The sequence below is a fragment of the Aestuariibaculum sp. M13 genome (genome assembly GCF_024723255.1).
GTDB lineage: Bacteria > Bacteroidota > Bacteroidia > Flavobacteriales > Flavobacteriaceae > Aestuariibaculum > Aestuariibaculum lutulentum.
In genome coordinates, this window is sequence record NZ_JANIAC010000001.1 from 370,898 (window position 1) to 394,064 (window position 23,167).

General features: G+C 32.4%; 20 protein-coding genes. 1 reads left to right on the forward strand and 19 read right to left on the reverse strand.

The genetic code is table 11. From position 1 onward, the window contains the following. Window positions 1–53: 53 nt before the first annotated feature. The 18 genes from NO995_RS01550 to NO995_RS01635 form a co-directional block, all read right to left on the reverse strand. The gene (locus tag NO995_RS01550) at window positions 54–1,481 is read right to left on the reverse strand and encodes an MBOAT family protein (RefSeq protein WP_258226004.1); all 1,428 of its coding nucleotides are present in this window, start codon (window positions 1,479–1,481) and stop codon (window positions 54–56) included. Between the two features lie 11 nt (window positions 1,482–1,492). Continuing rightward, window positions 1,493–2,341 (reverse strand): sulfotransferase family protein, encoded by an 849-nt coding sequence (locus tag NO995_RS01555; protein WP_258226005.1) that lies wholly within the window; start codon window positions 2,339–2,341, stop codon window positions 1,493–1,495. Beyond that, on the reverse strand, window positions 2,341–3,432 hold the full coding sequence (locus NO995_RS01560; protein ID WP_258226006.1) for a glycosyltransferase family 4 protein: 1,092 nt from the start codon (window positions 3,430–3,432) through the stop codon (window positions 2,341–2,343). Before NO995_RS01560 ends, NO995_RS01555 begins: the two co-directional genes overlap by 1 nt. Then, window positions 3,425–3,955, reverse strand: a complete 531-nt coding sequence (locus tag NO995_RS01565; RefSeq protein ID WP_258226007.1) for a DapH/DapD/GlmU-related protein — start codon at window positions 3,953–3,955, stop codon at window positions 3,425–3,427. Before NO995_RS01565 ends, NO995_RS01560 begins: the two co-directional genes overlap by 8 nt. Before the next feature lie 57 nt (window positions 3,956–4,012). After that, a complete protein-coding gene (locus NO995_RS01570; RefSeq protein ID WP_258226008.1) occupies window positions 4,013–4,999 on the reverse strand; it encodes a glycosyltransferase family 2 protein in 987 nt (328 codons plus the stop codon). Further along, window positions 4,996–6,378: an asparagine synthase C-terminal domain-containing protein gene (locus NO995_RS01575; RefSeq protein ID WP_258226009.1), complete on the reverse strand. Its 1,383-nt coding sequence runs from the start codon at window positions 6,376–6,378 to the stop codon at window positions 4,996–4,998. The genes NO995_RS01570 and NO995_RS01575 overlap by 4 nt, the downstream gene beginning before the upstream one ends. A 136-nt stretch (window positions 6,379–6,514) precedes the next feature. Then, window positions 6,515–8,362, reverse strand: a complete 1,848-nt coding sequence (gene asnB, locus NO995_RS01580; protein WP_258226010.1) for an asparagine synthase (glutamine-hydrolyzing) — start codon at window positions 8,360–8,362, stop codon at window positions 6,515–6,517. A 1-nt stretch (window position 8,363) separates the two neighbouring features. Further along, on the reverse strand, window positions 8,364–9,239 hold the full coding sequence (locus NO995_RS01585) for a glycosyltransferase (RefSeq protein ID WP_258226011.1): 876 nt from the start codon (window positions 9,237–9,239) through the stop codon (window positions 8,364–8,366). Window positions 9,240–9,402: 163 nt separating this feature from the next. Then, window positions 9,403–10,359: a glycosyltransferase family 2 protein gene (locus NO995_RS01590; RefSeq protein WP_258226012.1), complete on the reverse strand. Its 957-nt coding sequence runs from the start codon at window positions 10,357–10,359 to the stop codon at window positions 9,403–9,405. Window positions 10,360–10,442: 83 nt separating this feature from the next. Beyond that, window positions 10,443–11,669, reverse strand: a complete 1,227-nt coding sequence (locus NO995_RS01595) for a glycosyltransferase (RefSeq protein WP_258226013.1) — start codon at window positions 11,667–11,669, stop codon at window positions 10,443–10,445. Window positions 11,670–11,671: 2 nt separating this feature from the next. Further along, complete coding sequence (locus tag NO995_RS01600; RefSeq protein ID WP_258226014.1) at window positions 11,672–12,643, reverse strand: glycosyltransferase family 2 protein; 972 nt, start codon at window positions 12,641–12,643, stop codon at window positions 11,672–11,674. Window position 12,644: 1 nt separating this feature from the next. After that, window positions 12,645–13,490, reverse strand: coding sequence for a glycosyltransferase family 2 protein (locus tag NO995_RS01605; protein ID WP_258226015.1), 846 nt, complete (start codon window positions 13,488–13,490; stop codon window positions 12,645–12,647). Next, window positions 13,483–14,781 carry a glycosyltransferase gene (locus NO995_RS01610; RefSeq protein ID WP_258226016.1) on the reverse strand — a complete coding sequence of 433 codons (1,299 nt, stop codon included), beginning with the start codon at window positions 14,779–14,781 and terminating at the stop codon, window positions 13,483–13,485. Before NO995_RS01610 ends, NO995_RS01605 begins: the two co-directional genes overlap by 8 nt. Before the next feature lie 2 nt (window positions 14,782–14,783). Then, complete coding sequence (locus NO995_RS01615) at window positions 14,784–15,755, reverse strand: class I SAM-dependent methyltransferase (protein ID WP_258226017.1); 972 nt, start codon at window positions 15,753–15,755, stop codon at window positions 14,784–14,786. A 13-nt stretch (window positions 15,756–15,768) separates the two neighbouring features. Further along, complete coding sequence (locus NO995_RS01620; protein WP_258226018.1) at window positions 15,769–17,979, reverse strand: polysaccharide pyruvyl transferase family protein; 2,211 nt, start codon at window positions 17,977–17,979, stop codon at window positions 15,769–15,771. Between the two features lie 10 nt (window positions 17,980–17,989). Continuing rightward, complete coding sequence (locus tag NO995_RS01625; RefSeq protein ID WP_258226019.1) at window positions 17,990–18,829, reverse strand: sulfotransferase domain-containing protein; 840 nt, start codon at window positions 18,827–18,829, stop codon at window positions 17,990–17,992. Window positions 18,830–18,856: 27 nt separating this feature from the next. Further along, window positions 18,857–20,083, reverse strand: a complete 1,227-nt coding sequence (locus NO995_RS01630) for an ABC transporter ATP-binding protein (RefSeq protein ID WP_258226020.1) — start codon at window positions 20,081–20,083, stop codon at window positions 18,857–18,859. Between the two features lie 102 nt (window positions 20,084–20,185). After that, window positions 20,186–20,935 (reverse strand): ABC transporter permease, encoded by a 750-nt coding sequence (locus NO995_RS01635; protein ID WP_258226021.1) that lies wholly within the window; start codon window positions 20,933–20,935, stop codon window positions 20,186–20,188. Window positions 20,936–21,440: 505 nt separating this feature from the next. Between NO995_RS01635 and NO995_RS01640 the strand changes: the two genes are divergently transcribed. Then, window positions 21,441–22,385: a sulfotransferase domain-containing protein gene (locus tag NO995_RS01640; protein WP_258226022.1), complete on the forward strand. Its 945-nt coding sequence runs from the start codon at window positions 21,441–21,443 to the stop codon at window positions 22,383–22,385. A gap of 193 nt (window positions 22,386–22,578) precedes the next feature. Here the strand turns inward: NO995_RS01640 and cysC are convergent, their stop codons facing one another. Next, the gene (cysC, locus tag NO995_RS01645) at window positions 22,579–23,163 is read right to left on the reverse strand and encodes an adenylyl-sulfate kinase (RefSeq protein ID WP_258226023.1); all 585 of its coding nucleotides are present in this window, start codon (window positions 23,161–23,163) and stop codon (window positions 22,579–22,581) included. Window positions 23,164–23,167 lie beyond the last annotated feature (4 nt).

Genomic DNA, 23,167 nt, shown 5'->3' on the forward strand with positions numbered 1-23,167 from the left:
TGATTGAAAAAAACAGCAGATACAAACCTGTCCTCCTTAAAAATTCCTTCATATTAAAACTGAAAATAAATAAACGTTTCTGGATTCTTAAATACTCCCATAAACACAATTAATACACCTATAAAAACAACTTGAATTGGTGATAAAGCCAACTCTTTCTGATTATTCTGAACAGCAAAAAATTCAAAAAGCAATAGTACAGCACTACTCATTACAACAATCATACTAAACAAAAACAATTTCGGTGTACTTATAAAATAATTTAAAGAAATTCCTGAAAATTTAAAAATATCCAACATAAATTCTAAAGCCTTCTCAATTGTATCGGATCTAAAAAATACCCAAGCCAAAGTAACCAAACAAAAAGTACTAACTATATTAAAAACCTGCATTATTGAAAACCTTGAAGTCTCTATATTTGTTTTGTGTTTTTGAACCGCAAAAAGAGGTAAAAACAACAAAACATGCACCCCTCCCCAAGCAAGAAAAGTCCAATTAGCTCCATGCCAAAACCCACTTACTAAAAACACTACAAAAACATTTCTTATTCTTTTCCAAAAGCTCCCTTTAGATCCTCCCATCGGTATATATAAATAATCACGAAACCAAGTAGACAAAGAAATATGCCAACGCCTCCAAAACTCAGCTATATTCCTAGAAAAATAAGGAAATTTAAAATTGGTCATTAATCGAAACCCAAACAGACGAGATATACCAATAGCCATATCTGAATACCCAGAAAAATCCCCATATATTTGTAGGGAAAACAAAACTGCACCTAAAAACAAGGTCATTGAGTTGTAGTTTTCAGAATGACTAAATATTGAATTAACTAAAAAAGCACAATTATCAGCAACAACCACTTTTTTAAATAGTCCCCAAACCATTAAATTAACACCACTTAAAGCAAACTTTGCATTAAACTTCCTTATTACCTGAAATTGGGGCAAAAATTCTTTCGCTCGTTCTATAGGACCTGCTACAAGTTGTGGAAAAAATGATACATAAGCCGCAAATTGTATAATATTAGTCGAAGCCTTTACCCTATTCCTATAAACATCAATAGTATAGCTCAATGTTTGAAAAGTGTAAAAACTAATGCCAACTGGTAAAATTATACTCATAGTATCATGTGACATAGAAACGCCTAATAAACCCCAAGCTTTTATCCAATTGTCTACAAAAAAATTATAATACTTAAAAAACCCTAATAAGCTCAAATTCAAAATTAAACTTAATATCAAATACCTTTTTCGATTTCGAAACTCCTTAGCTTTAGATAGTTGTATAGCAATACCGTAATCTAATAAAGTACTAAATAAAATCAAACTTAAAAACCGCCAGTCCCACCATCCATAAAACACATAACTAGCACATAAAAGTAAAGAGTTTTGCCAAGCCAATGATTTTTTAAAGAAACCCCAATAAAGTATAAAAACCAAAGGCAAATAAACAGTAAAAATCAGGGAATTAAATACCATACACCTATAGTTTAAATTCTATTATACAACTGGGTTTCAAACACATCTAAAATATTATTTATTTGTTTTAACTCGTTACTTCCCCATTTATAAATTTTATTTTCTTTATTGTGTAAGGTATGTTTAGAAGGATGTGTTTTGGTAGAAGGCAACTTATAAACAGCTTCAATCTCATCGACAGGAGTCAGATGATGTCTTTTACACAAATCAAAAAAAACTTCAATATCAGAAAATAACGCTTCATATCTCACTACATCCACAGCAGTCACATTAACATCAAAAACTTCAAGAGGAAGGACATTTTCAATACACCATCTTAAACATAAAATCTCTATATCTGAAAGGCTTCGATATTGACTGATATCATAACCAAAATGTGATTTAATCTGCTGAACCAACTTCGGTTGACTTACAAACCTATCTAAATCCAATAGCCAAGGAAAATTAACCTGTTTCTGGGAAAATATTACATCATATGGATTTCGTAACATATGAACTACAGGTATGCCAAAACACTTATCAATATATGAAGCTAACAAATTACCCCTAACAAATTTGATAATATATTTTTTAGGCACAAATGGCCACAGATGTCTTTTAAAACGACGGTTACTGTTTTGGGCAATCCAATCGCAATCCACTCTATTAGCAAATATTCGTTTTAAATAAACATCCGCTTGTTGATGCTCTTCCTTTAACGTTATCCATTGGTCACAAAGCAAATGCCCCTGTTGTGTCTGAAATTCATGCTCCGGTTCAAAAATCATCCGATACCTATACTGCTTTGCTATAGTTTCACTCAGCCAACTAGTACCACTTCTAGCTGTACCAACAATAACAAGATGTTTATTATATACCATTACAATTTCCTAATTAGTTCTTGATACAAAATTTCATGATTTGTTACAAAGTTTTTAATAGAAAAATGATTTACGCAATAATCTCTCAAAGCATCCCCTAGTTGGCTTCTTTCAACTTCATTCAACGCCATGATGCTTATTATTTTTTCTTTTAAAGATTCTGGATTACCAGCCTCAAAAAGCAATTCTTTAAATGATTTTAGAACAAAATTAATACCAGTAATATTCGACCCCAAAACAGGCACTCCCATACTCATTGCTTCCACCAGCGCCATTGGCATACCTTCTTTTCTACCCTTATTTAAAGTGGGGATGACAAAAAGATCTGCCGATGCAATAAATGGCCGCACATCTAATTGTTTACTAATAAAACTAACCTGATTTTTTATATTAAGTTTCCCGCAAAGTGTTTTTAAATACAAGTCATAATCTGTATCTGAACTCCCGACGATTTTCAATAACACCGAATTATCTTTTAAAAGACTTACTGCATATAATAAAACTTCAATCCCCTTAACTGGAACCAGATTCGCCACGGTAACCAATTGAAAATTTGGATTTTTCCTTTTTTCAAAATAGTTTGGATTATAATAATCTGTGTCTAAGCCTAATGGAATAAGTCGCTGATTCTTATTTTTAGGAAAATAAGAATGCATTTCATCATTAATGGTTATTATAAAATCAGCCAAATAACTTTTATATTTCCAATGCCTACTCTTAAAACCCATAGCTTTTTTGGTATATACCCATTTAACACCAATTAGTTTTGCTGCTAAAACCTCTGTCCAATCACTACTCCATTGCCAAGAATGAATTAAATCAAATTGATGTTTTTTATAAAACCTAGATATTTTTAAAATTCTAAACAAAAGAGTCAAATAGGGTCTGTATTCTGTTTTTGTTTCAAAAATATAAACAGGCAAACCCAGATTCTCTATTGTTTTGAAAAACGTTCCCTTTCTATCCCCACAAGCTATAGCAACATCAAAGACTTCCTTATCTAAGTAGCGCACTAAATCATACAATACTTTACCACTTCCGGCCGTATTAAAATTAGATATTGTAAACAAAATCCTTATACGTTTACTCATGAGACAAGGTTCTTATAATACATGCAGGGTTTCCTGCTACTATACTATTCGAAGGCACATCTTTAACCACCACAGCTCCAGCTCCTACAACAACATTATCACCAATGGTAATACCCCCAATAATTACTGCATTAGCACCAATTGTAACATTATCACCTATAATAGGCAACTGGGTGTTATCATTATTTTTATTGCCTATAGTAAGACCATTTCTAAATTGAAAATTTTCACCTATTGCTTTTGCGTTAATCACCGTAGCAAAAGGATGATAACACATTAATCCTCCTTTAATTTTAGTACTTCTGAATATTTTACATTGAAAATCTCTAGCAAATAAATAATAATACCAAGGTTTTTTATTTATTCTCCAAAAGAAAATAAACGCAAATTCGGGGTAGTATAACATCGCATGCTCAAACCGCCTCTTTGATGAAGCATTTAACACTTTACTTCCTCTCGTTTTAAGTGTTTGCCTCACATCTTCTTGAACCTCTTCAAACCTTATCGCATATTGAGAGTACAAAAAATAGATTAGTATTTTTTTAAATATATATTTAAAGATTCTCAACATGATGATGAATTAAATTTTTAATCTATTAATAACAAAAGGCACTAAATAATATCCGTAAAATTTTCTTAAAATCGTCCAGGGTAACAAAACTAAAATACTCAAATATAGACCAATTATAAAAGGAACCCTAAGAGGAGCTATTTCTAAGAGCAATTTATTTTTTAGGAAATGACGTTGTAACAAACCTTGGGTAAAACATAATTGCCTCGCCATAGATTGACACAACTGACTATATAACAATTGCTTAAACTTCAATGGCACCTTATAACTTAAATAAAATGGTATATGAGCTTTCACCAACCTAGTCCAAATCATAAAAGCACGTGGCATTTTACTTTTTGACTGTTGGATTGTAGAATTTTCATGCTTAAAATACAAATACACATAGGTATCTAAAAACGCTAACTGTTTCGTCATACCTAATTCAATATCTAAGGCTGTATCCTGCCCTATTCTTAGGTCTTCATTATACCCTCCTAATTCCAATAACACAGTTTTTCTATATAAAAAAGCCGGCGGCCCCACCACTGTACTCAAATCTTCAAACCAAAGTAATCCCCAGTATGGAGTACTCTTCAATATCACTTCATGAGTTTCATCCTCAGGTTTTTCAATATCACCTATACTTTTATTTGATTTAACCATCTTTCCAAACACAGCATCTATATCTGGATATTCATCTAAAATCTTAATCATGCGCTTTAAGATTCCCGGAAAAATCTCATCATCTACATCAAACATGTATATATATTTTCCCTTGGCCTCACTAATACCCATATTTCGAGCCGCAGCTGCCCCTTGTTTAGGTTGCTTTAAGTATTTAACTCTTAGGTCGCGCTCCATTAAAACTTTAATAATCTCTTCTGAGGCATCCGTAGAATTGTTATTAACATAAATCAACTCCAAATCTATAATACCCTGTCTCTCTATTTGCTGATAAGACTGCTCTATAAAAGCTGCACCATTAAAAACTGGAATAACAACCGACAGCATCATTTTAAACCATTTTGTTTATACCACAAAGACAAAGTTAACAACATGCTTACGGAATGAGAATAATGGACTCTTTCTTTTGTCTTAAATTTATCATATGACTCTCTAACAAGACGTTCAGGAATCCATTGCAAAAAATCTGGTGATAATAAATATTGTTTTAAATGCTTCTCGTTTTCACGTCCTACGAATTGTAATTCCCAATTACGTTGAATATATGGATAGCCTAGGGCGTTTTTCATTTCTCTTTTAATTTTACTAACAATGCGATAGGGCAAATTATAGGGCAAAGTATTGTACTTAAAGGTATGTAGATTAAACGGACGTTGAGCCTGCCAAGTAATTTTAGATAATTCTGGATTTGTTTTTATGTGAGCTATCTGCAATTTCCTGTCAGCTAAATAGCGTTCTGGTACTTTATTAATAAATTCAACCATCCGGTCATCATAATACGGTAATGTTATCTTATGAGCTTCAGAAAACACAGCAAGATTTGTTGTTGTCCAGCGATGTGCCCATTGGTTTGTTTTAAAAGCCCTAACCTTGGCACTTATGTTATCTATTGAAATTCTATCTAAAGCCACTTCTATTCTACTCCTCAAATAGTCACCAAAGTTTCCTTCCAAGTTCCAAACTTCCCATAATGCATTGGCCAAAGCCATTCCATCAGGTTTCACCATTTTTTTTAACAATAAGGTGATAACTTCACTGGCTTGGGTATCTTCAGGAACTCCTTTATCGAACAAAACATCTCCCCAATGACCCAAACAAAAAACGCCCTTAAATTGTTTTAAATATGGAAGAACAGCCATTTGTCGTGGGTGTGTGAATTCTGAATAACAGCCATTAATAGTAGCCAAATCTTCTATACTATCCCAAAGATACCCTTTAGGTATCCTAAAACTTTGAAAATCAAACCCACATGCTACAGATATTTGCTGTGCTAAACGAGTTTCTGGATATCCACCCGTAAACGAATAACTATAGGATTCAACAGAATGACCTAAACCTTTCAATACAACCGCTAAACTTCGGCTATCTAACCCTCCTGATAGTGGTAAAATAACCGAATTATCCCCTATCTGATCTTTCATTATGGAGGTCAACAAATCAATATAGCCTTCTAGCGCTTCCTGAAAACTAATATTCTTTGGGCTATAGTTCCAATTAAACCAAGGTTCACTATGAATAATATTTCTATTATTATCCAAAGTATAATTATACCCAGGCTTAAGACAAACTTCGTCTTTAAAAAAAGTATCATCATCCAGAAAAAAGCCTAGTGCTATAAAAACACAAATTGCTTCTAAGTGAAGTTCATGCTTAGCATTAACTTTAGCAAAAGTATGCTTTGTTGGTATAATGGGGGTTTTAATAAACATAGACAACTAAGTCCAAGATAATAAAATTATACAATTCAATACCATCATATCCAGGTTAAATAGGAACAAATTAATCTAATTTATCATTATAAAAAATAATATTTCGAGTACATCCAATCTTTTAACGTAAGATATCTTATTTATTAGCATGACAATACGCCCATTTTTGCCAGGCATAAATATGCCAAACTCCCCAAGCATTATTATGCTTCCCTTCATAAAACTCATCCACATATTTTCTTAATATCGAAATATCCATAACAGTATCTCCATAAAACGGCACCGAATAAATCATTTTCAATACATCTTCTTTTAAATCGTTATGCAACCAATTTTGGAGCGGTACCGTAAAACCCATTTTTTTTGTATTCACAATCGATTTAGGAACAAATTGAGATAACAATAATTTTAAAGGCTTTTTTAAATCCGCTTTATCATTCAAAGGTAAATACCCTTGCCAGGCAAAGTCAATTATATCCTTATCCAAAAAAGGCACCCGAACTTCCAAGCTATGTTTCATACTGGCTCGATCAACTTTAATTAAAATGCGTTGCAAATGATTGTAAAACTCATTCTTTCTCAAACTGTGAAGTATCTCCCTATAACCACCATTAATAAATAACTTATATCCTTCATTTATATTAGCAACAAATGGAGTGTCTTTAAAAACGTTTTTTAAAATATTCTCAGATATGTGAAGATGCTTATTCATAACAAAATCATCAAACCGCCTAAAGAAGGGGCTCCAAGTCTTTGTTATGCCAAGAGTATTGGTTACTCTTACTAAAAATATTCTCATATAGAAGGGTATTTTAAACCAATGCCTCTTATCCATAATATCTAACATTCTTGGATATCCAAAAAACAGTTCATCACCTCCATCACCAGATAACATTACAGTATGATTCTGCTTTGCCATTTGCGTAATCAAATAAGTTGGAATACTTGAATAATCACCAAATGGCTCCGGATAAGCTTCAAAATGTCTTTCAATAATTTCAAGTAAATCAGAATCCTTAATATCTTTTACCATTTGTTCTATATCTAAAGCGTCAGCATAACTTTTTGCTATACCACTTTCATTTAAATGAGGAGCACTTACTTTAACCGTAAACGCCTTAACATTAGGATGAAGTCGTTTTAACATGGCACAAATTAAAGGGCTATCAATACCGCCACTTAAAAACGCTGCTAAAGGCACATCACTTTGACTCTGTCTTTCAACTACTTCACCCACAACCTTTTCCAAACGTTTTAAATAGGTATCATCAGTCATGCTAACCACTTCTTCCGGCATACTGTCAAATTGCACAATTTGATTTTTAGAAATGGTACCATTCTCAAAAAAACGAATTAGCTCACCTGGATTTACCTGAAAAATATGATCATAAATTGTATCAGGAGCTGGCATATATCCCAATCCAAAATACGTTTTCATGGCATCTTTTCGCAAACTAAGATTACCACTAAACCAAGGATGCTTAAAGATCTGATCAAATTGTGAGGCCGAGACCACTCCTGATTGAGACACCCCAAAAAACAAAGGTTTTATTCCTGCAAAATCGCGAGTGAGATATAAAGATTTATCTAGAGTATCAATAATGGCAATGGCAAACATACCATTTAGTTCCTTTATTGTAGATTCAATACCTAACTTATCCAACAGGCAACAAAGGACTTCTGTATCAGAACTAGATCGTAAGTCTGTTAAAGAATATTTCTGTATTAATAGTTTATAATTATAGATTTCTCCATTAAAAACAACATGAAACCTTTCTGAAGGACTGTATACCGGTTGATTACCATTTTCACTTAAATCCAAAACAGCTAGCCTATTAAACCCCAATTGATAATACCCACCTATTTGGATCTCCGTCGAATCCGGGCCACGGTGTTTAGATAATGACAATAACTTTTCAAATTGCTCCTTTTTTGTAATCTCCTTGGAGGTATTAAAAACAATTTCAGTTAAAAATCCACACATATTATTTTTTTAATATAAACTTCTCTGTTTGTTCGGTTATTCTGTTCCATTCAAACAAATATTTTCGGCTCTGCAAGTAAGACTGTATCTGATAATAAAAATCCTTATCATGACACAATTGCTTAATTTTATCCGAATGACATTTATCTTCAATTTCTATATAAAGAGGATAAGTTCCACCTAAATACTCTTCAATATCTCCTACTCGATTAGCTATTAATGGCACACCCATAGCCATTGATTCCAGAACAACATTAGAAGCAAAACAATAATTCTGAATTAAAATAACTGCCTTTGCTTGATCATAAAGTTCTCGCAATTTCACATCAGTTATCCAGTCTTTACATATTGAAATTTGGTTAATATTTACGTAATGCTTAAACTCCTTTTTGTCTTTACTTAACAAAATAAAAACAGCTTCAGAGTCAATCTGCAAAATAGATTTTACAATATCGGCTTGCCCCTTGTGGTTTCTGTTACTTACTCCAATAAGCAAATAAAGATTTCTTTTTTCAATATTTGAAGATTTCCAAAAATCCAGATTAATACCATGTGGTATAACCATACTGTTAGAACCCTTAATACAAAGTCCCTTTGATAAGGCTATAATTCCATTAAACTCTGTTATTAATCCATGCTTGTAAAACGAATAGTCTCCACTTTCTTGCACAGACCAATGTAACGTGCCATAAATTTTTAAACGCTTTAATTTAAAATACCGTTTTAATAAAGGTAAAAGAAAGGCATCCTTGTCGGCATACAAATAAAAAACAGGATACCCAGTAAATAATGTTTTAAAAAAAAGTTTAAGTTCCTTACTTAAGTTAGCCGACAGATAACCTTTTGGCAAGGACTTCAAAAAAAATTTATTAAGCATTTTTTGAGCCCATAAGTTTTTTTTAACCCTTTGAAATCTGGAAGAATACTTAACAATTTGTTCATAGCCAGAGTAATTCTTTACATTTAAAGGCTTATGCAAATCGTATCTATTAACGTAGTAAATTAACTTATTATCCATAAATCTTAATTACAAACATGTATTAATTGTATTTACCAAAACACTTTCTTAAATAAATATCCTTTCTGAATAGTTTAAATACCAGTATAGCGTAAAAAAAATAAAATGCTACAACTAAAGACTTGTTAAGAACGAAAAGATAATATTCCCAAATTACCCTAAATTTGTTTTCGTTAATCAATACCCTCATATATTTTACTGAAATGCGAGAGGTTACAAAAAAATATTTATTTGATAATAGCGGATAATGAATTTTTAAAAACTTTAAAAGTTTCAATCGTGCCAACAGGTAATTCTCATAACGTTTTGAATTTATAGAGCTGGTAATGGAATCATGGGACCCTCTGATTAATAAAAGAGAATCATTAATAAAACAGAAATCTTTATCTGTTAAACTTAATGACAATAAAATATGAAACAACCACTCCTGTCCTCCAAATAAATTTTCATCCCAAAATTTTGGATTAATAACTTCCTTTTTTATTAATAAAGTTCCATTTGCCCATCTCATTTTTTGAGTAATCAATGCATCTTGAACATTTTCAGCATTTAGTTCTTTACTCCACAATTTCAATTTACCTTTATACGGGGTATCAACAAAAATAACTGCGTTAGATACACAAACTTTACACTCTGAGCGTAATAAAAGCTCTAATTGCTTATAAATCTTTTGTTCTTCAAGTAAATCATCACTATCCAGCCACTGAATGTAATCGCCCCTGCTTACTTTAAAGCCATAGCTCCTAGCTCCGTTTCCTCCAGGCAAATGTTCATCTGGTCTGTTATAGTATCTAAAGCGGGCATCTTTCTCCAAATACATCTGCATGACTTCTGTAGTACCATCTGTACTCCCATCATCCACCACAATACACTCCCAATTGGCATAGGTTTGTGCTAATACACTATCCAGCGTTTCGCCTATAAGATGAGCTCGATTATAAGTGGGTATAATTATGGATACTAAAGGCCTTTTATTCATGCTGTGCTATAAACTCCTGCTAATATAGAAAATTTGAAACCAGATGTAAGAAGAACACAAGGTCAATTCATTATACTTATTAATTAATTATTGTAAAGGGTTAAAAACCGTTGTAACATTAATGTCGACGAAAACTCAGAATGCACAAAGGCTATTGCAGATGCACTCATTTTTGTATAAATGTCTTCAAATGTTATTATCTTAATAATAGCCTTTGCCATCGAAGTAATATCCTTTTCAGCAACAAGATACCCGGTTTCTCCATCTTTCATGGTATATGGCACACCACCACTATTAAATGCTACCACAGGAAGCCCCATAGCTTGTGCCTCTGCCGTTACTACACCTTGTGCTTCAGCTCGTCCTGTATCATCAGTAACAGAACTCATAATAAATATATCATGAGTAGCATAAAGGTGTTTTAAATCCTCCTGGGTTTGTTTTCCTAAAAGTGTAATCTTTGTTTCCAAACCTAATGTCTTAACCAAAGCTGCTAAATTCTCCTTTTCAACACCCTCTCCTACTATACTATACTCTACATTGTACCCCTTATCCAGTAATACCTTAACTACTCTAATCGCAAAATCAAACCCCTTTAACTTTACCAGACGTCCTGCAGAAAGCAATTTTATACACTTCACAGAACCAATAGAATTCCTAGCGTCATACTTAAAAAAATCTATATTTACTCCCATAGGTATCACATGCAATTTATTTTTATTGCAGCCTAAGGCTATAACTTTATGACCTAAATACATGGTATTAACAGTTACACAATCCGAAATACTTAGTAATTGTTCGTAACGCATTTTCCGCACTTTTAATTCTATATCATTTTCAAAATGCGCATCATAACCATGAAATGTCGTTATTAATTTCCCTTTTAACACACCAATTTTCTTCATTTCAGCAATTCTTATACCTACATGAGCAAATTGAGCATGAAACACATCAACATCTCTAAACTTTTTAAAGAATGCAATTTGAAAAGGCAACAAAGCCAATCGCTTTCTTAAAGTTACCCCCTTTACCTGTTTCCAGCTTTTAAAATTTAAAATCGTAAGATATAATGCCTTTAGGCGATGTATCAGTTTGTTTTCAGGTATCTTATAATCTAATACACTTACAACTTCCATAATATGGTTTCGCTCTAACAATTCCCGCTGTGAAGAGTTAGCTAATGGCAATTTCTTGTTGGCTAAAATTCTAATCTTAAAACCATGAGCTTTAGCTTCCAAAATCTGGTTTAGCACAAAGGTCTCTGAAACAACAGGGAAAGAAGGGACAACAAAACAAATGGTTTTCATCATTATTAACCTTTAAAAAACACGTATATTTTTAATAAAAACTTATAAACCTTAGTTCCATTATAAAGTCCTAAACCTTGTACAAAATACCAATAACGTTTTTTCTTCATTAAAAAACTAGGGCTGTCAATGGCATCAAAACCTTTAGCCGCTCGTTTTGCTAACTTAGGATAAGTTCCCTTTATCATGATATACTGCATATAGTACAATCGCTTAGGGTAACTTAATGCCATTTTACCAAAAGGCTGTAAATGAGTCAATATCAACCCATAACTCTTATATGCCGAATCTATTTTTTTTACGGTATTTAATTTACTTAAACTATTAGCTGTTATTACCTGTCTGTAATAGGCCAATACTTTATCTATACAAATTAACTTTTTGCAATTAATTAATACCCGGGTAAAGTATTCGCCATCATCATTATTACATAAATGGATATTCCACAACCCTGCCTGTTCGATTACAGACCGCTTAGTTAACCATGCTATCGGCGGCATAAACCAATGATGCATACCAAAACTAGTTAACATCTCCAAACCTGTATTAGGAATACTATAAGGAACTTCACTAAATTTAAATGGTGTAGCATACTCTATACTATGCTCAAAATATGACCATAAAGAAAATGAAATGTCTGCCTCAGTATGCTGCATCTCTCGTACTTGCAACGTAATTTTTTCAGGATGTAAAATATCATCTGCATCCAAAAACTGAATATACGCTCCTTTAGATTTTCTCAGGCCTACATTCCTTGCGTGAGAAGCTCCGGCATTATCAATTCGTATAAAGGAAAACCTCGTATCCTTTGCCAACCATGGCTCTACAATTGTATTGGTTTGATCTGTACTTCCATCATCAATTATAATACATTCCCAATAAGCATAATCCTGTAGCAAAACACTTTTAAGGGTGTCTCCTATTAAATGAGCACTATTGTAGGTTGGAATAATAATGGAGACTAACGGCAACAACATACTATAAAGACTTCTTTTTTACTTTACCAACACCCATCTTATTTAAACCCTTCACTATGATTTTGCTAATTTTTAGCAAATAAGGTTGCTTTTGTATCGCCTCAAATAATTTATAATTTTGATTTTTAACTAATTTCTCCAAATACATTAACCGTCTAACATCATTTAGTATAGGTTCTGGTACAAGGGTTTGAATCACTTGGTTGCGTTCTTTATTTCTTAACTCTAAATTTGTACTGCTAATACCACTCATATCAAAATAAGAAATAAGTCGATCCACATAAACCGCCCTTCCAGCATTCAATCCTAAAGCTAAAAGATATAGCTTCCAATCGGCAACAACTTTTAAACTTTCATCATAATAACCATAGGCGTCGAATAAGCTTTTCTTTATAAAAACAGATTGATGGTTTAAATTTCCTGCCACAAAAGTTCGAAGAGTTATTGGTTCACCTGCCACTCCATAATCAATTTTAACAGTACCATTGGCATAAACTTTAGCCATATTTCCATAAATAATATGGGCATCTCCAAACTCACATACCACAGAGTCTAACACCTCATTATCTGCCAGCCAGTCTCCACTGTTTAAAAACAATAAATAATCGCCCTTCGCGGCTTTAATACCTTTATTCATGGCATTATAAATGCCGCCATCAGGCTCGCTTATACAGTAATCGAACTTATGCTTATACTGTTGTAAAACCTCCTGGCTCCCATCGGTAGAGCCTCCATCAATAACCACATACTCATAATCGTTAAAGGTTTGGCTACACACACTGTCTATAGTTTGTTTTAACCCCTTGGCATTATTATAGTTTATAGTTATGATTGATAATTTAGGCATGGTTATTTTTTATTTCTTTATCAACAATACTAGAAAATAAGGCTTGATATTTTTTAGATTGCAACGATACATCATACTTTTTCAAGGCTTCTCTTCGTATTTGCTCTCTATCAAACTGATGTATTGACTTTAAAAACAAAGACAAAGAATCAACTAAAGCTGAAACACTTACTTCTTTAGTTAGCAATCCATTTTCCCCATTTTCAATCATTTCACATATACCTCCAACAGGAAAACCAACTACGGGTGTACCACACATTAAAGATTCTATAATAGTATTGGGTAAATTATCAATTAACGAAGGAATTACAAACACATCGGCTGCCGAATAAACTAAACTTAAAAACCTCTCGTCATCAATTACACCTAACTCCATCAAATTATCAATCGATTCCAACTCCGAATTTTTATTACCTACAGCACACAACAGCGACTGTGAATCCGAAATTTGTTCTAAAGCCCGTTTTAAAAACACGTAGCCCTTTCTATTATTGCTAATAGAATCTGCTATAAATAACACAACCTTTTTATCCTTAGGGATTCCTAATACATCTCTGGAATAATTTTTATCTCTTGGTTTAAAAACTTCAGAGTCTACTCCATTTGGTATACAAAAAATAGGGAAACCTTTAAACACCTCACTATTACGGGCTTCTTTAGCCAGCCATTCAGACGGGGCTACTACAGTGAGATTATCTACATGTTGTAATGCTCGTTTCTTAATTTCTATATTTTTATTCCAGACTTTTTTTTCATCTTCTGTTACCGGCCTTTTTTTTGGAAATCCCTCATCATCAATTCCTAAATACTGTTCTTCGTAATGTTCCCCTCCACTAAATGGGTTCATATCATGCAAGGTCCAAACCACAGGTTTTTTATTTGTTTTAAAAAAAGAAGTATAATCTAAAAAATTGGCTACCCAATGTAAATTAATAATATCGGCTTCTTTATATAAATCACTCTGCACAATATCATACTGGCTATTCGGGAAACTAAACATTTCAAGGCCTTTAAGTCTCTTATCTAAAAAAAGAATTAACTCACTTTTATCAGTTTGCTTAAGAACATATAATTTAAACTCCTTTAAAATTCTTTTTAATTTATTTCCTACTCTGATAACTATCGAAAGCTTTTTTGGCATAGAATTCAAACAAAAAGCGTTTGGCCAATTGCTTGTTACCCTGAGTAGCACTTTAGATTGCATCCCCTTTAAGAGCAACTCAATATGCAAACGTTTACAAGCCCTTGCTGCTCCTCCCTTATCTAAAGTATTTACCAATAGAACCTTCATTTTCAAACTTTTTTAGCATAAATACATATTCCCGAAGAAAGACCAACAAATTGTAAAAATCTTCTAAAAATTAAATTCATGTATGATTTAAATAAACATAAAAACTTTCTTATTTCAAGTTTTAAAAATGATTTAACTAATTTTTTAAAACTTGGTGAGGGTATATTAGGCCAATATATAGGATGTCCCAAACGATAATGCACTCGCTTTTTTGGAATTAAACCATGAGCCTTTAATAATCCAGATAAATTATTAATTCTAAAAGCAAAAAGATGTCTTGGTGGATCAATCGCAAAAGGTCTTTTAATTAAGAGCTTTACAAATGATACACTACTAAAACTTTTTCTATATAAATCCAGATAAAACTTCCTTACACCATCTTTAAATAAAAGTTCTATACCTGCATTATTATCTGTTTCAATAATTAAAACTCCATTTTGTTTTAATACACCGTAAAGGTTTTCAACTATCAATGACGGATCTTTAACATGCTCTATTACATGTCTAAAAAATACAATATCATACTGTTTTTTATTTGTTTTAAAAAACTCAAGCAAATCCATTTCAATAATATTCTTAAGCTGTAAATGCTTTTTTGCAAAAACTATTGATACAGGATCCTTTTCCACTAAAATAGAATCTAAATTATTTTCTTCAGCTGCCTTTGTATAATACCCCAACCCTCCCCCTAAATCTAAAAAAGTTGTATTAGAAGTTAAATCAATATCTATATTTTTTAATTCTTTTAAATATCCTAACATAGAACTCCTAGCCCATTTCATTTTCCTTTCATCAAATGAAATGGTTAAATCCGAATACATCCCATTATAATATTTATTAAGAATCTCATCGCTCGGCTGAGGAAAAACAAAAGCCACTTTGCATTGCAAACATCTATATATATCACCAGAATCTTCTTTACCTTTAAACAAGATTTTAGGTATCATTTCCTTTTCACAAACCTTACATAGCATAAGCATATTACTGTTATTTATGTTCAATTAAATCCTCAATATTCTTAAGGTTATCCAAGCAATTATTATCCCTTAAATAATTATAAATCTTCCCTCCAAGGGTATAATCCACAGCTATAAAGTTAGTGTCTAATGTATGTGCAAATAAAACCGAATGGAAACGCATACAAATATTTAATCTGGATTTAAGCATAGATTCTGAAATACTTTTAACGGTCGATAATTTTTTATTAAACGTAACACGATGATCATCCATAAAATAGGTTTCTATAAAATACCTCGAAAAATCACGATCATCATTACCAATTACAAAATTATGCATATGATGAAACTCTATCCGATCTACCTGCATACGATCAGCATGAGTTTTGATCAAATGGGCTAATCCTTGCTCAAATTGCTTTTTTGCAACTGCAAATTCGTTTTTACTTCCATTAAAATATTCAAACGTCCAGTCTCTTAAATAACAGGTTAAAGTATTTTCCTGCTTTACTGATAAAGTGCTTTTTATAGATTGTAAATATACTTTCGCAGGATCTCCAAAACACTCTATCGTTTTGGTTACCCCATAAGATTTTGCTATTTCAACACTTTTAAGGTCTCTTAACTTAATCTCATCGCTGTATTTCAAAATTTGTTTAACCGCGTTTTCAAATTTCTGGTATTTTAACGGGCCAATGCCACAACCAAAAACTACTGTTTTATTGTTGTATGCCTTGGCAACTTTAAAACCTAACAACGGTATATAAAGCTCGTTTAAATCCATTAATGGCCCACCTCCCATAACTACTATATCAGAACTTTTGGCATAAGCCAATAGTTCAAAAGTTTTTGTAGATATTATGGTGGCTTTTATAGACAATTCGTAACACGTTCTTTTAGTTACAAATGGGTATAGACTACCAATAACAAACTCAACTCTTTCTCCAAACAGGCCTTTATAATAATTTACAATACCTCCCAGAATAGCTTTATCGCCAACGGTTTCTGTACCATACCAGCCAAAAATAAAGATGCGAGTTATTGTATTTTTTTTAGGTATTTTTTTTATCCATCTAGCTATGGTAACTATTTTATGTAATTGCCCTATTTTTAAATATCTGGCATAAAACTGTTCTTGACTTTGCAAGTGTATTTCTTGCTGAGTTATTGGCGCATGATAATCATGGATACATGTATTACAGTGTTCTTTAAGAATACGGTGTTTCTCTTCAAACTGATTGACATAAATGCTCTGAGCATCTTGAATTAAGGCATTACCAATTTCTTTTGATTTTGGCGCACAATAACTCAGCTGACCTTTAGACCCTAAAACCACGCCATTGTTATGGTACGGACACCCTATTAATCGATCGCCACCTTGTAAAATATTTTGAATACTTGAATACGTACGTTTGTAAGTGGTATTCTTTTCAAACGAATGCTTCAACTTCTCAAAAAACAATAGTAAATTATAGGTTTCATCTTCATCAAAATTACGTATAACCTTACCACGATCTAGATTATAAAGTCGGTTAATACTTTCAGCGATTCTAAATCGCCCGTACATGTTATGTGCTTTAACATAAAACAGGAAATCATCAACATCCCAGACATTAATCTTAGAAATAGTACAACCAAATGAAACGGGTATATTTAAATCATTTCGCAAATAATTAAATACACTTATTGCCGTTTTAAAATTCCCTTGGGTTCCTCTAACATTATCATGTGCCTTGCCCAAACCATCAATAGAAACCATTGCAGAAAATGGCACACCAAAACTATCACATACCTGCTTTACTTCAAAAATGCGTTGTTTAACATCGGCTTCTACTATAGCATTGGTAATAATACTTAAACCTTTAATGTTTGGTAGTGCTTCAATAATTTTCTCATAAACTTGTGGTAAATCCTGCCTTATGGTAGGCTCTCCACCTGTAACGCCAACATGTTGTAATTCTGAGAATAAAGGATTAGAAAGCACATCTTTTAATTGCTCCGGGGTAATTTCTAGAGCTTCATCTTGTTTCCAGATGTTACACATTGTACACTTAGAGTTGCAACTATCAATAATGTTAAGGTTTAACACCGTAGGTTTAGAATTTGCATTTAATAAAGGACTAATACAAACCGGGGCTTGTCCTGAATTTAACTGTCTTAAAAACACAAAATCACGCCTATATAAAGCAAGCTTATTTTTAACCTTTTCCTTTATTTTGTATAGTTTTAATTTAATTTCCACTTAGTGTTTATTAAATTTTAAATTCCTTTTTTTGCAAATCGTATAGCTGACCCAAGTTATTCGTTTTTATTTCAAAATATTCAATAAGTTCACTATTAAACTCAGTTTTCCATTGGTTTATTGCTGCTGATCGATAATGAGATTTAACATCTGAATTACCTTTAATCCTACCATTTGAATAATTTTCATAAGCATGTTTATCTATAATTTTATCATACGAAACATTCGGTGTTTGTAAGTCCAAAAAAGAAATAAGATTAACACAAAAATCCCGATAATGCTCAACAAAATCTTCATAAAGGTATATTCTAAAAAAATCATCATTTTTACTCTTTTGCATCCATCCTCGGACACCTTCAAATAAACCAAATTCACTCATTTGATCTATTGAATATTTAATACCTTCTTCAAATGAACACTCCTTTAAATAAGACCTAACTCTTTTTATATCTTCTGTTAACGAATGACTATATTTAGCAGAATAATACCAACTAACAACCAAATCACGAGGGTCTCTAAGTATAAAAAAAACTCTAAAATACTTTGCGTTTAAGTTCTTTAAAATATTAGGTCCAACATAAAAATTTGTATACAAAAACCTTTTTTTTAATTTTTCAAAACTAACACCACCTCTTTGTGTTGTATATAATTCTTTTTGAAGCAAATAACTTGGTTTTTTAAAAATACTTTCTTTAAATATGATCGATTTTCTATAATCAACAAAAGTTAGTTTTTTAAACTTTTTATTTCTTTCAGCTACTATATCAGACAAAAACAAAATAAACCATTGACTCGCCGTTTTTTGTGTACAACAATGAACAATTGTTTTGCTTTTCTTAAATATCTGCATTTAAAATTTTATTAATATTTAATTGAATTATACTTTCCAATTTGAATCTATTTGTACAGGTACTGTTCCTATCAATACACCTCCTGTACTTTTAAAATAAGTTAAACTTCTAACACTACATAAAGTCTTGCCAAATTTATAATCGTTGGAAGGTACATTTTCAATGAAATTTACATTTATACTATATTGCCCTGGTGTAAAAATATTTTTAAAACTAATTTCTACAATACTTGTTGATTTACCGATGCTAATCGCTTCTTGTAAACTACTAAGCGATGCTACCCCATTTAAATTCGCATCCATAATAACAACACTTATAAAATAGTCTTCACAATCAAACCTGTTTGAAAATTCCAATTTTAAACAAATGGTTTCATCTACCTCAAAACTGGTTTTAGTAAATCCTTTTGCATCTATTAACTTAAAATCATTAACTACAAAATCACCTCCAATAACAGTCGTCGATTCAGTATTAAAATCTGCATGATACAATTGTAAACCAACAGAAATATCAGTACCAAAATAATCTGCAGCTCCCTTTTTCATATGCATAACATGGGTACTCACTCTTGCTATTTGTGGCATAGAATGGCTAACAAAAATTACTGCGCAAGTATTAAGTAGCTCGGCTATTCTATTAAAACATTTTACACGAAACCCAATATCCCCTACAGCCAAAACCTCATCAATAATGAGCACATCAGGTTCCATTTGTGCCGCTACCGCAAAACCTAAACGCACCTTCATACCAGAACTGTAGTTTCGTACAGGCATATCGATAAACTCCTGTATTTCGGCAAAATCTATAATTGCCTCTACTTTATTATCTATTTCTTTTTTGGTAAATCCTAAAACTGCGCCATTGTTATATATATTTTCTCTGCCTGTTAATATCGGGTTAAATCCGGCTCCTAGCTCAATTAGGGCACCCACCCGGCCTTTCATGGTTACCACACCGTCATCTGGATTAATAAGACCATTTAAAATTTTTAGCAGGGTACTTTTACCCGCACCGTTATGCCCTATTAAGCCCAGACATTCCCCTCGACGCAGTTCAAAACTCACGTCTTTAACTGCCCAGAATTCATCAGGACGCAAACCATCAGTTTTTGGTTTTTGCAAAATACCATGCCACAGATCATGCACTCCATACAAAAGGCTTTTTTTCAGGCTCTTCGCAAACTTTTTCGACACCCCTTCTACGCGCACCAACACCTCCTGATCTGACTCTATATAATGTTCCTTCGTTTTCAATTTTAATTTTTAATAAATTACCATCATCTGTTTTCACTCATAATCTTCGCTTTCTTTAATAAATGAAAAATAGTTTACTTCACTAAAACAGCATCCTTAATTTTATGCACTCATGCGTTCTGTTATTATGGGCATAGACACCCTGTACACTACAGTTGCCAAAACACTTAATACCACAGCACAGCTTAATGCTACCAACCAAAAGCCTGCATGCGCTACAGGTAATCCGGTTAAACAATTTCGAATATCACTTATAAAATAACTTAATGGATTAAATCGCATAACCTGATGCATAAAACCGCTTTTAGGCATAATATATAATACAGGAGTTATATACATTAATAATTGCATCCCCACAGGAATCATTCGCCCTATATCTTTATATAAAACCCCCAAGGGCACCAGTAAGACACCCAAACTAATAAAAAGCAGAAAAACAATTAAAATTAGCGGAATAAACAGGAATATAGAACCACTAGGAATAACATCAAAATACAAAATAAAAAAAATAATTAGACCAATTTTTATAAGAAGGTTAAAACAGAGCTTTATAAACCCCAAAGTAATAAGCCCTTCCTTGTCGAAATTAATTTTACTAATAATTGCTCTATTACCATTTACCGATTTGATGGGCATATTTAAACATTCATTAAACACCGACCATATGGTAGTACCTACTAATGCAAACAAAGGATAGGGAATTCCCGTATCGCTAAGCTTTACAGTTCCCGTTCGCTGCAAAAATATCCAAACAAGGGCATTCATTATCACAGGAAATAACACCCAAAAAAAACCTAATATAGATTGTCGATATTGAGAAGTTATATCTCGCTTGGCCAGTTGCTTCGCCAAATAGAACGAATTTTGGTACCCTTTAATACTATTTTTTAGTATTTGCCTAATACTAAATCGATTACTATTAGAATATATATGCGTCTCCAAATGCTTAAGTAGGTCTTTTATAGATTTTTTCAACTATTAAATATAGTCTATAAATATGATGCAAAACAAATAAACAATTTTTTTGTGGCTAATCATAGAAACCTAAACGGTATTCGGCGAAAATTAAAAACCATGGTATTAAATTCTACTACTTACCTTTAAACATACATATTTTACTTCATAAATATTCCATGTTATATATACATAATATCAATTATTCATTCCTTCACCTAATTATCATCTATACTAATTTGTATTCATGTAAAATTTATTTATGGTTTTCTAAAAGACATTTATAAATTTATGCTAGAAATAAAATTAATTAATCGAAATTCAAATTGAAATAATTTTACCATACTAACTCTAGCACAAACTTCATATTTAATTTTGCTCCTTATTTTGTTACATTTACCTTATGAAAAGCCTTAAAAACACCAAACGAAAATTAAAAAATACTTTAACACCTTATATTGTTAATTACAAAAACTATAAAATAGCTAACAATCATTACATTTTTGCGGATCCACGTGGAGGAAGTACCTGGTTAATGGAAATCATAAAAAGCATCACAAATGAACCTATTATATGGGAGCCATTACACCTTAACAAAAAACAAAACCCTTTTAAATCACTCAATTTTGACTGGAGACAGTACATCCCTGAACATGAAAAATGGAACGAAGCACATAATGTATTTGCACAACTATTCACTGGAAAAATACTAACTCAAGATATATTAAAACACAACTCCTTTTATAACATATTTTACTCTAAAAGCCTGTTGTTCAAAATCTGTAGAGGAAGTGCACTATTGCCCTGGTTGTGCAATAATTTTCAGTTTAACTATAAACCCATTTATCTTTTAAGACATCCTTTTGCTGTAGTAAGTTCACAACTAAGACATGGCGCCTGGAATTATGATTATTCTGAATTTAAATTACCAAACACTCCATATAACACGATCTACAAAACTCACGAATCGTATCTAAAATCTCTTAAAACAAAAGAAGAAAATCTTGTAGCCATGTGGTGCATATCTAATATGATTCCTTTATCCAGCCCTAACAACAATAAAAAATGGATTACTCTTACGTACGAAGATTTGGTGCTGAATCCAGAAAAGTCTATAAAACGAATATTAAATGCATGGGATGTAAAATACAATTTAAATTCAATTAATTTTAAACAAAATAGTTTCACTACAAAAGCTGACAGCCCTCTTGAAACCACCAAAAGATTATCTCATTGGAAAACACATTTATCTCCAGAACAACTACAAAATATGGGTAAAGTTTTGGAATATTTTAAAATTACCCTGTACACCAGCTCCAATCCACTTCCTGAATATTCATTTGAATAAATATTATAATGACTACAGGCATGATTTAAAATGTTCTGCATCAAGATAGCCTTATATCAGGAAATAAACGGTATCCAGTACGCCCTCAACAACGGAACCTACAACGTCCTTAAAATTCTGTACATCACCTAAACAAAAAAGAGGAAGCTTACTTCCTCTTTTTATATATGTTTTCCCTATTCACATCTCAGCTCTAAAGTTTCCCTTCCAACACATCCAAAATCTTTTTTACCGCATCTTCAGGCGCAACCTCAACCGTTTTAATTTCAATTGTCGGACTCAAAGGCATCTCAAAAGGCGCACTAATACCGGTAAAGTTTTTTATTTCTCCGGCTCTCGCCTTTTTATACAAGCCTTTAACATCACGTTGTTCACAAATTTCGAGAGGGGTATTCACAAACACCTCAACATAATAAGGCTCCCCGACAATGGTTTTTATCATGTCCCGAATACTGTTATAAGGAGAAATAAAGGCAGCAATCACCACCATACCAGCATCAATAAACAATCGGGCTACTTCAGCTGTTCGGCGCAAATTCTCTTCACGCTCTTCTTTAGTAAACCCTAAATCCTTGTTTAAGCCACGGCGTAAATTATCGCCATCAAGAGTATAGGTATGAATCTGCTGTTTATGAAGTTCCTTTTCCAGCAGATTGGCAATGGTCGATTTACCGGAACCCGAAAGCCCCGTGAACCAGATTAAACAAGGCTTATGCCTATTTAAGCCAACCCTGTCTGTTTTGGTAATACTATAATCTTGCTTTTTATTATGTTCCATAACC

Coding starts and splice junctions, on each gene's coding strand:
- NO995_RS01585 (WP_258226011.1), bottom strand. CDS start 9,239: ATGCTTAATAAATTTTTTTTGAAGTCCTTGCCAAAAGGTTATCTGTCG.
- NO995_RS01590 (WP_258226012.1), bottom strand. CDS start 10,359: ATGAATAAAAGGCCTTTAGTATCCATAATTATACCCACTTATAATCGA.
- NO995_RS01560 (WP_258226006.1), bottom strand. CDS start 3,432: ATGAGTAAACGTATAAGGATTTTGTTTACAATATCTAATTTTAATACG.
- NO995_RS01615 (WP_258226017.1), bottom strand. CDS start 15,755: ATGCTATGTAAGGTTTGTGAAAAGGAAATGATACCTAAAATCTTGTTT.
- NO995_RS01640 (WP_258226022.1), top strand. CDS start 21,441: ATGAAAAGCCTTAAAAACACCAAACGAAAATTAAAAAATACTTTAACA.
- NO995_RS01600 (WP_258226014.1), bottom strand. CDS start 12,643: ATGTTGTTGCCGTTAGTCTCCATTATTATTCCAACCTACAATAGTGCT.
- NO995_RS01570 (WP_258226008.1), bottom strand. CDS start 4,999: ATGATGCTGTCGGTTGTTATTCCAGTTTTTAATGGTGCAGCTTTTATA.
- NO995_RS01575 (WP_258226009.1), bottom strand. CDS start 6,378: ATGTTTATTAAAACCCCCATTATACCAACAAAGCATACTTTTGCTAAA.
- NO995_RS01550 (WP_258226004.1), bottom strand. CDS start 1,481: ATGGTATTTAATTCCCTGATTTTTACTGTTTATTTGCCTTTGGTTTTT.
- cysC (WP_258226023.1), bottom strand. CDS start 23,163: ATGGAACATAATAAAAAGCAAGATTATAGTATTACCAAAACAGACAGG.
- NO995_RS01555 (WP_258226005.1), bottom strand. CDS start 2,341: ATGGTATATAATAAACATCTTGTTATTGTTGGTACAGCTAGAAGTGGT.
- NO995_RS01605 (WP_258226015.1), bottom strand. CDS start 13,490: ATGCCTAAATTATCAATCATAACTATAAACTATAATAATGCCAAGGGG.
- asnB (WP_258226010.1), bottom strand. CDS start 8,362: ATGTGTGGATTTTTAACTGAAATTGTTTTTAATACCTCCAAGGAGATT.
- NO995_RS01625 (WP_258226019.1), bottom strand. CDS start 18,829: ATGCAGATATTTAAGAAAAGCAAAACAATTGTTCATTGTTGTACACAA.
- NO995_RS01610 (WP_258226016.1), bottom strand. CDS start 14,781: ATGAAGGTTCTATTGGTAAATACTTTAGATAAGGGAGGAGCAGCAAGG.
- NO995_RS01595 (WP_258226013.1), bottom strand. CDS start 11,669: ATGATGAAAACCATTTGTTTTGTTGTCCCTTCTTTCCCTGTTGTTTCA.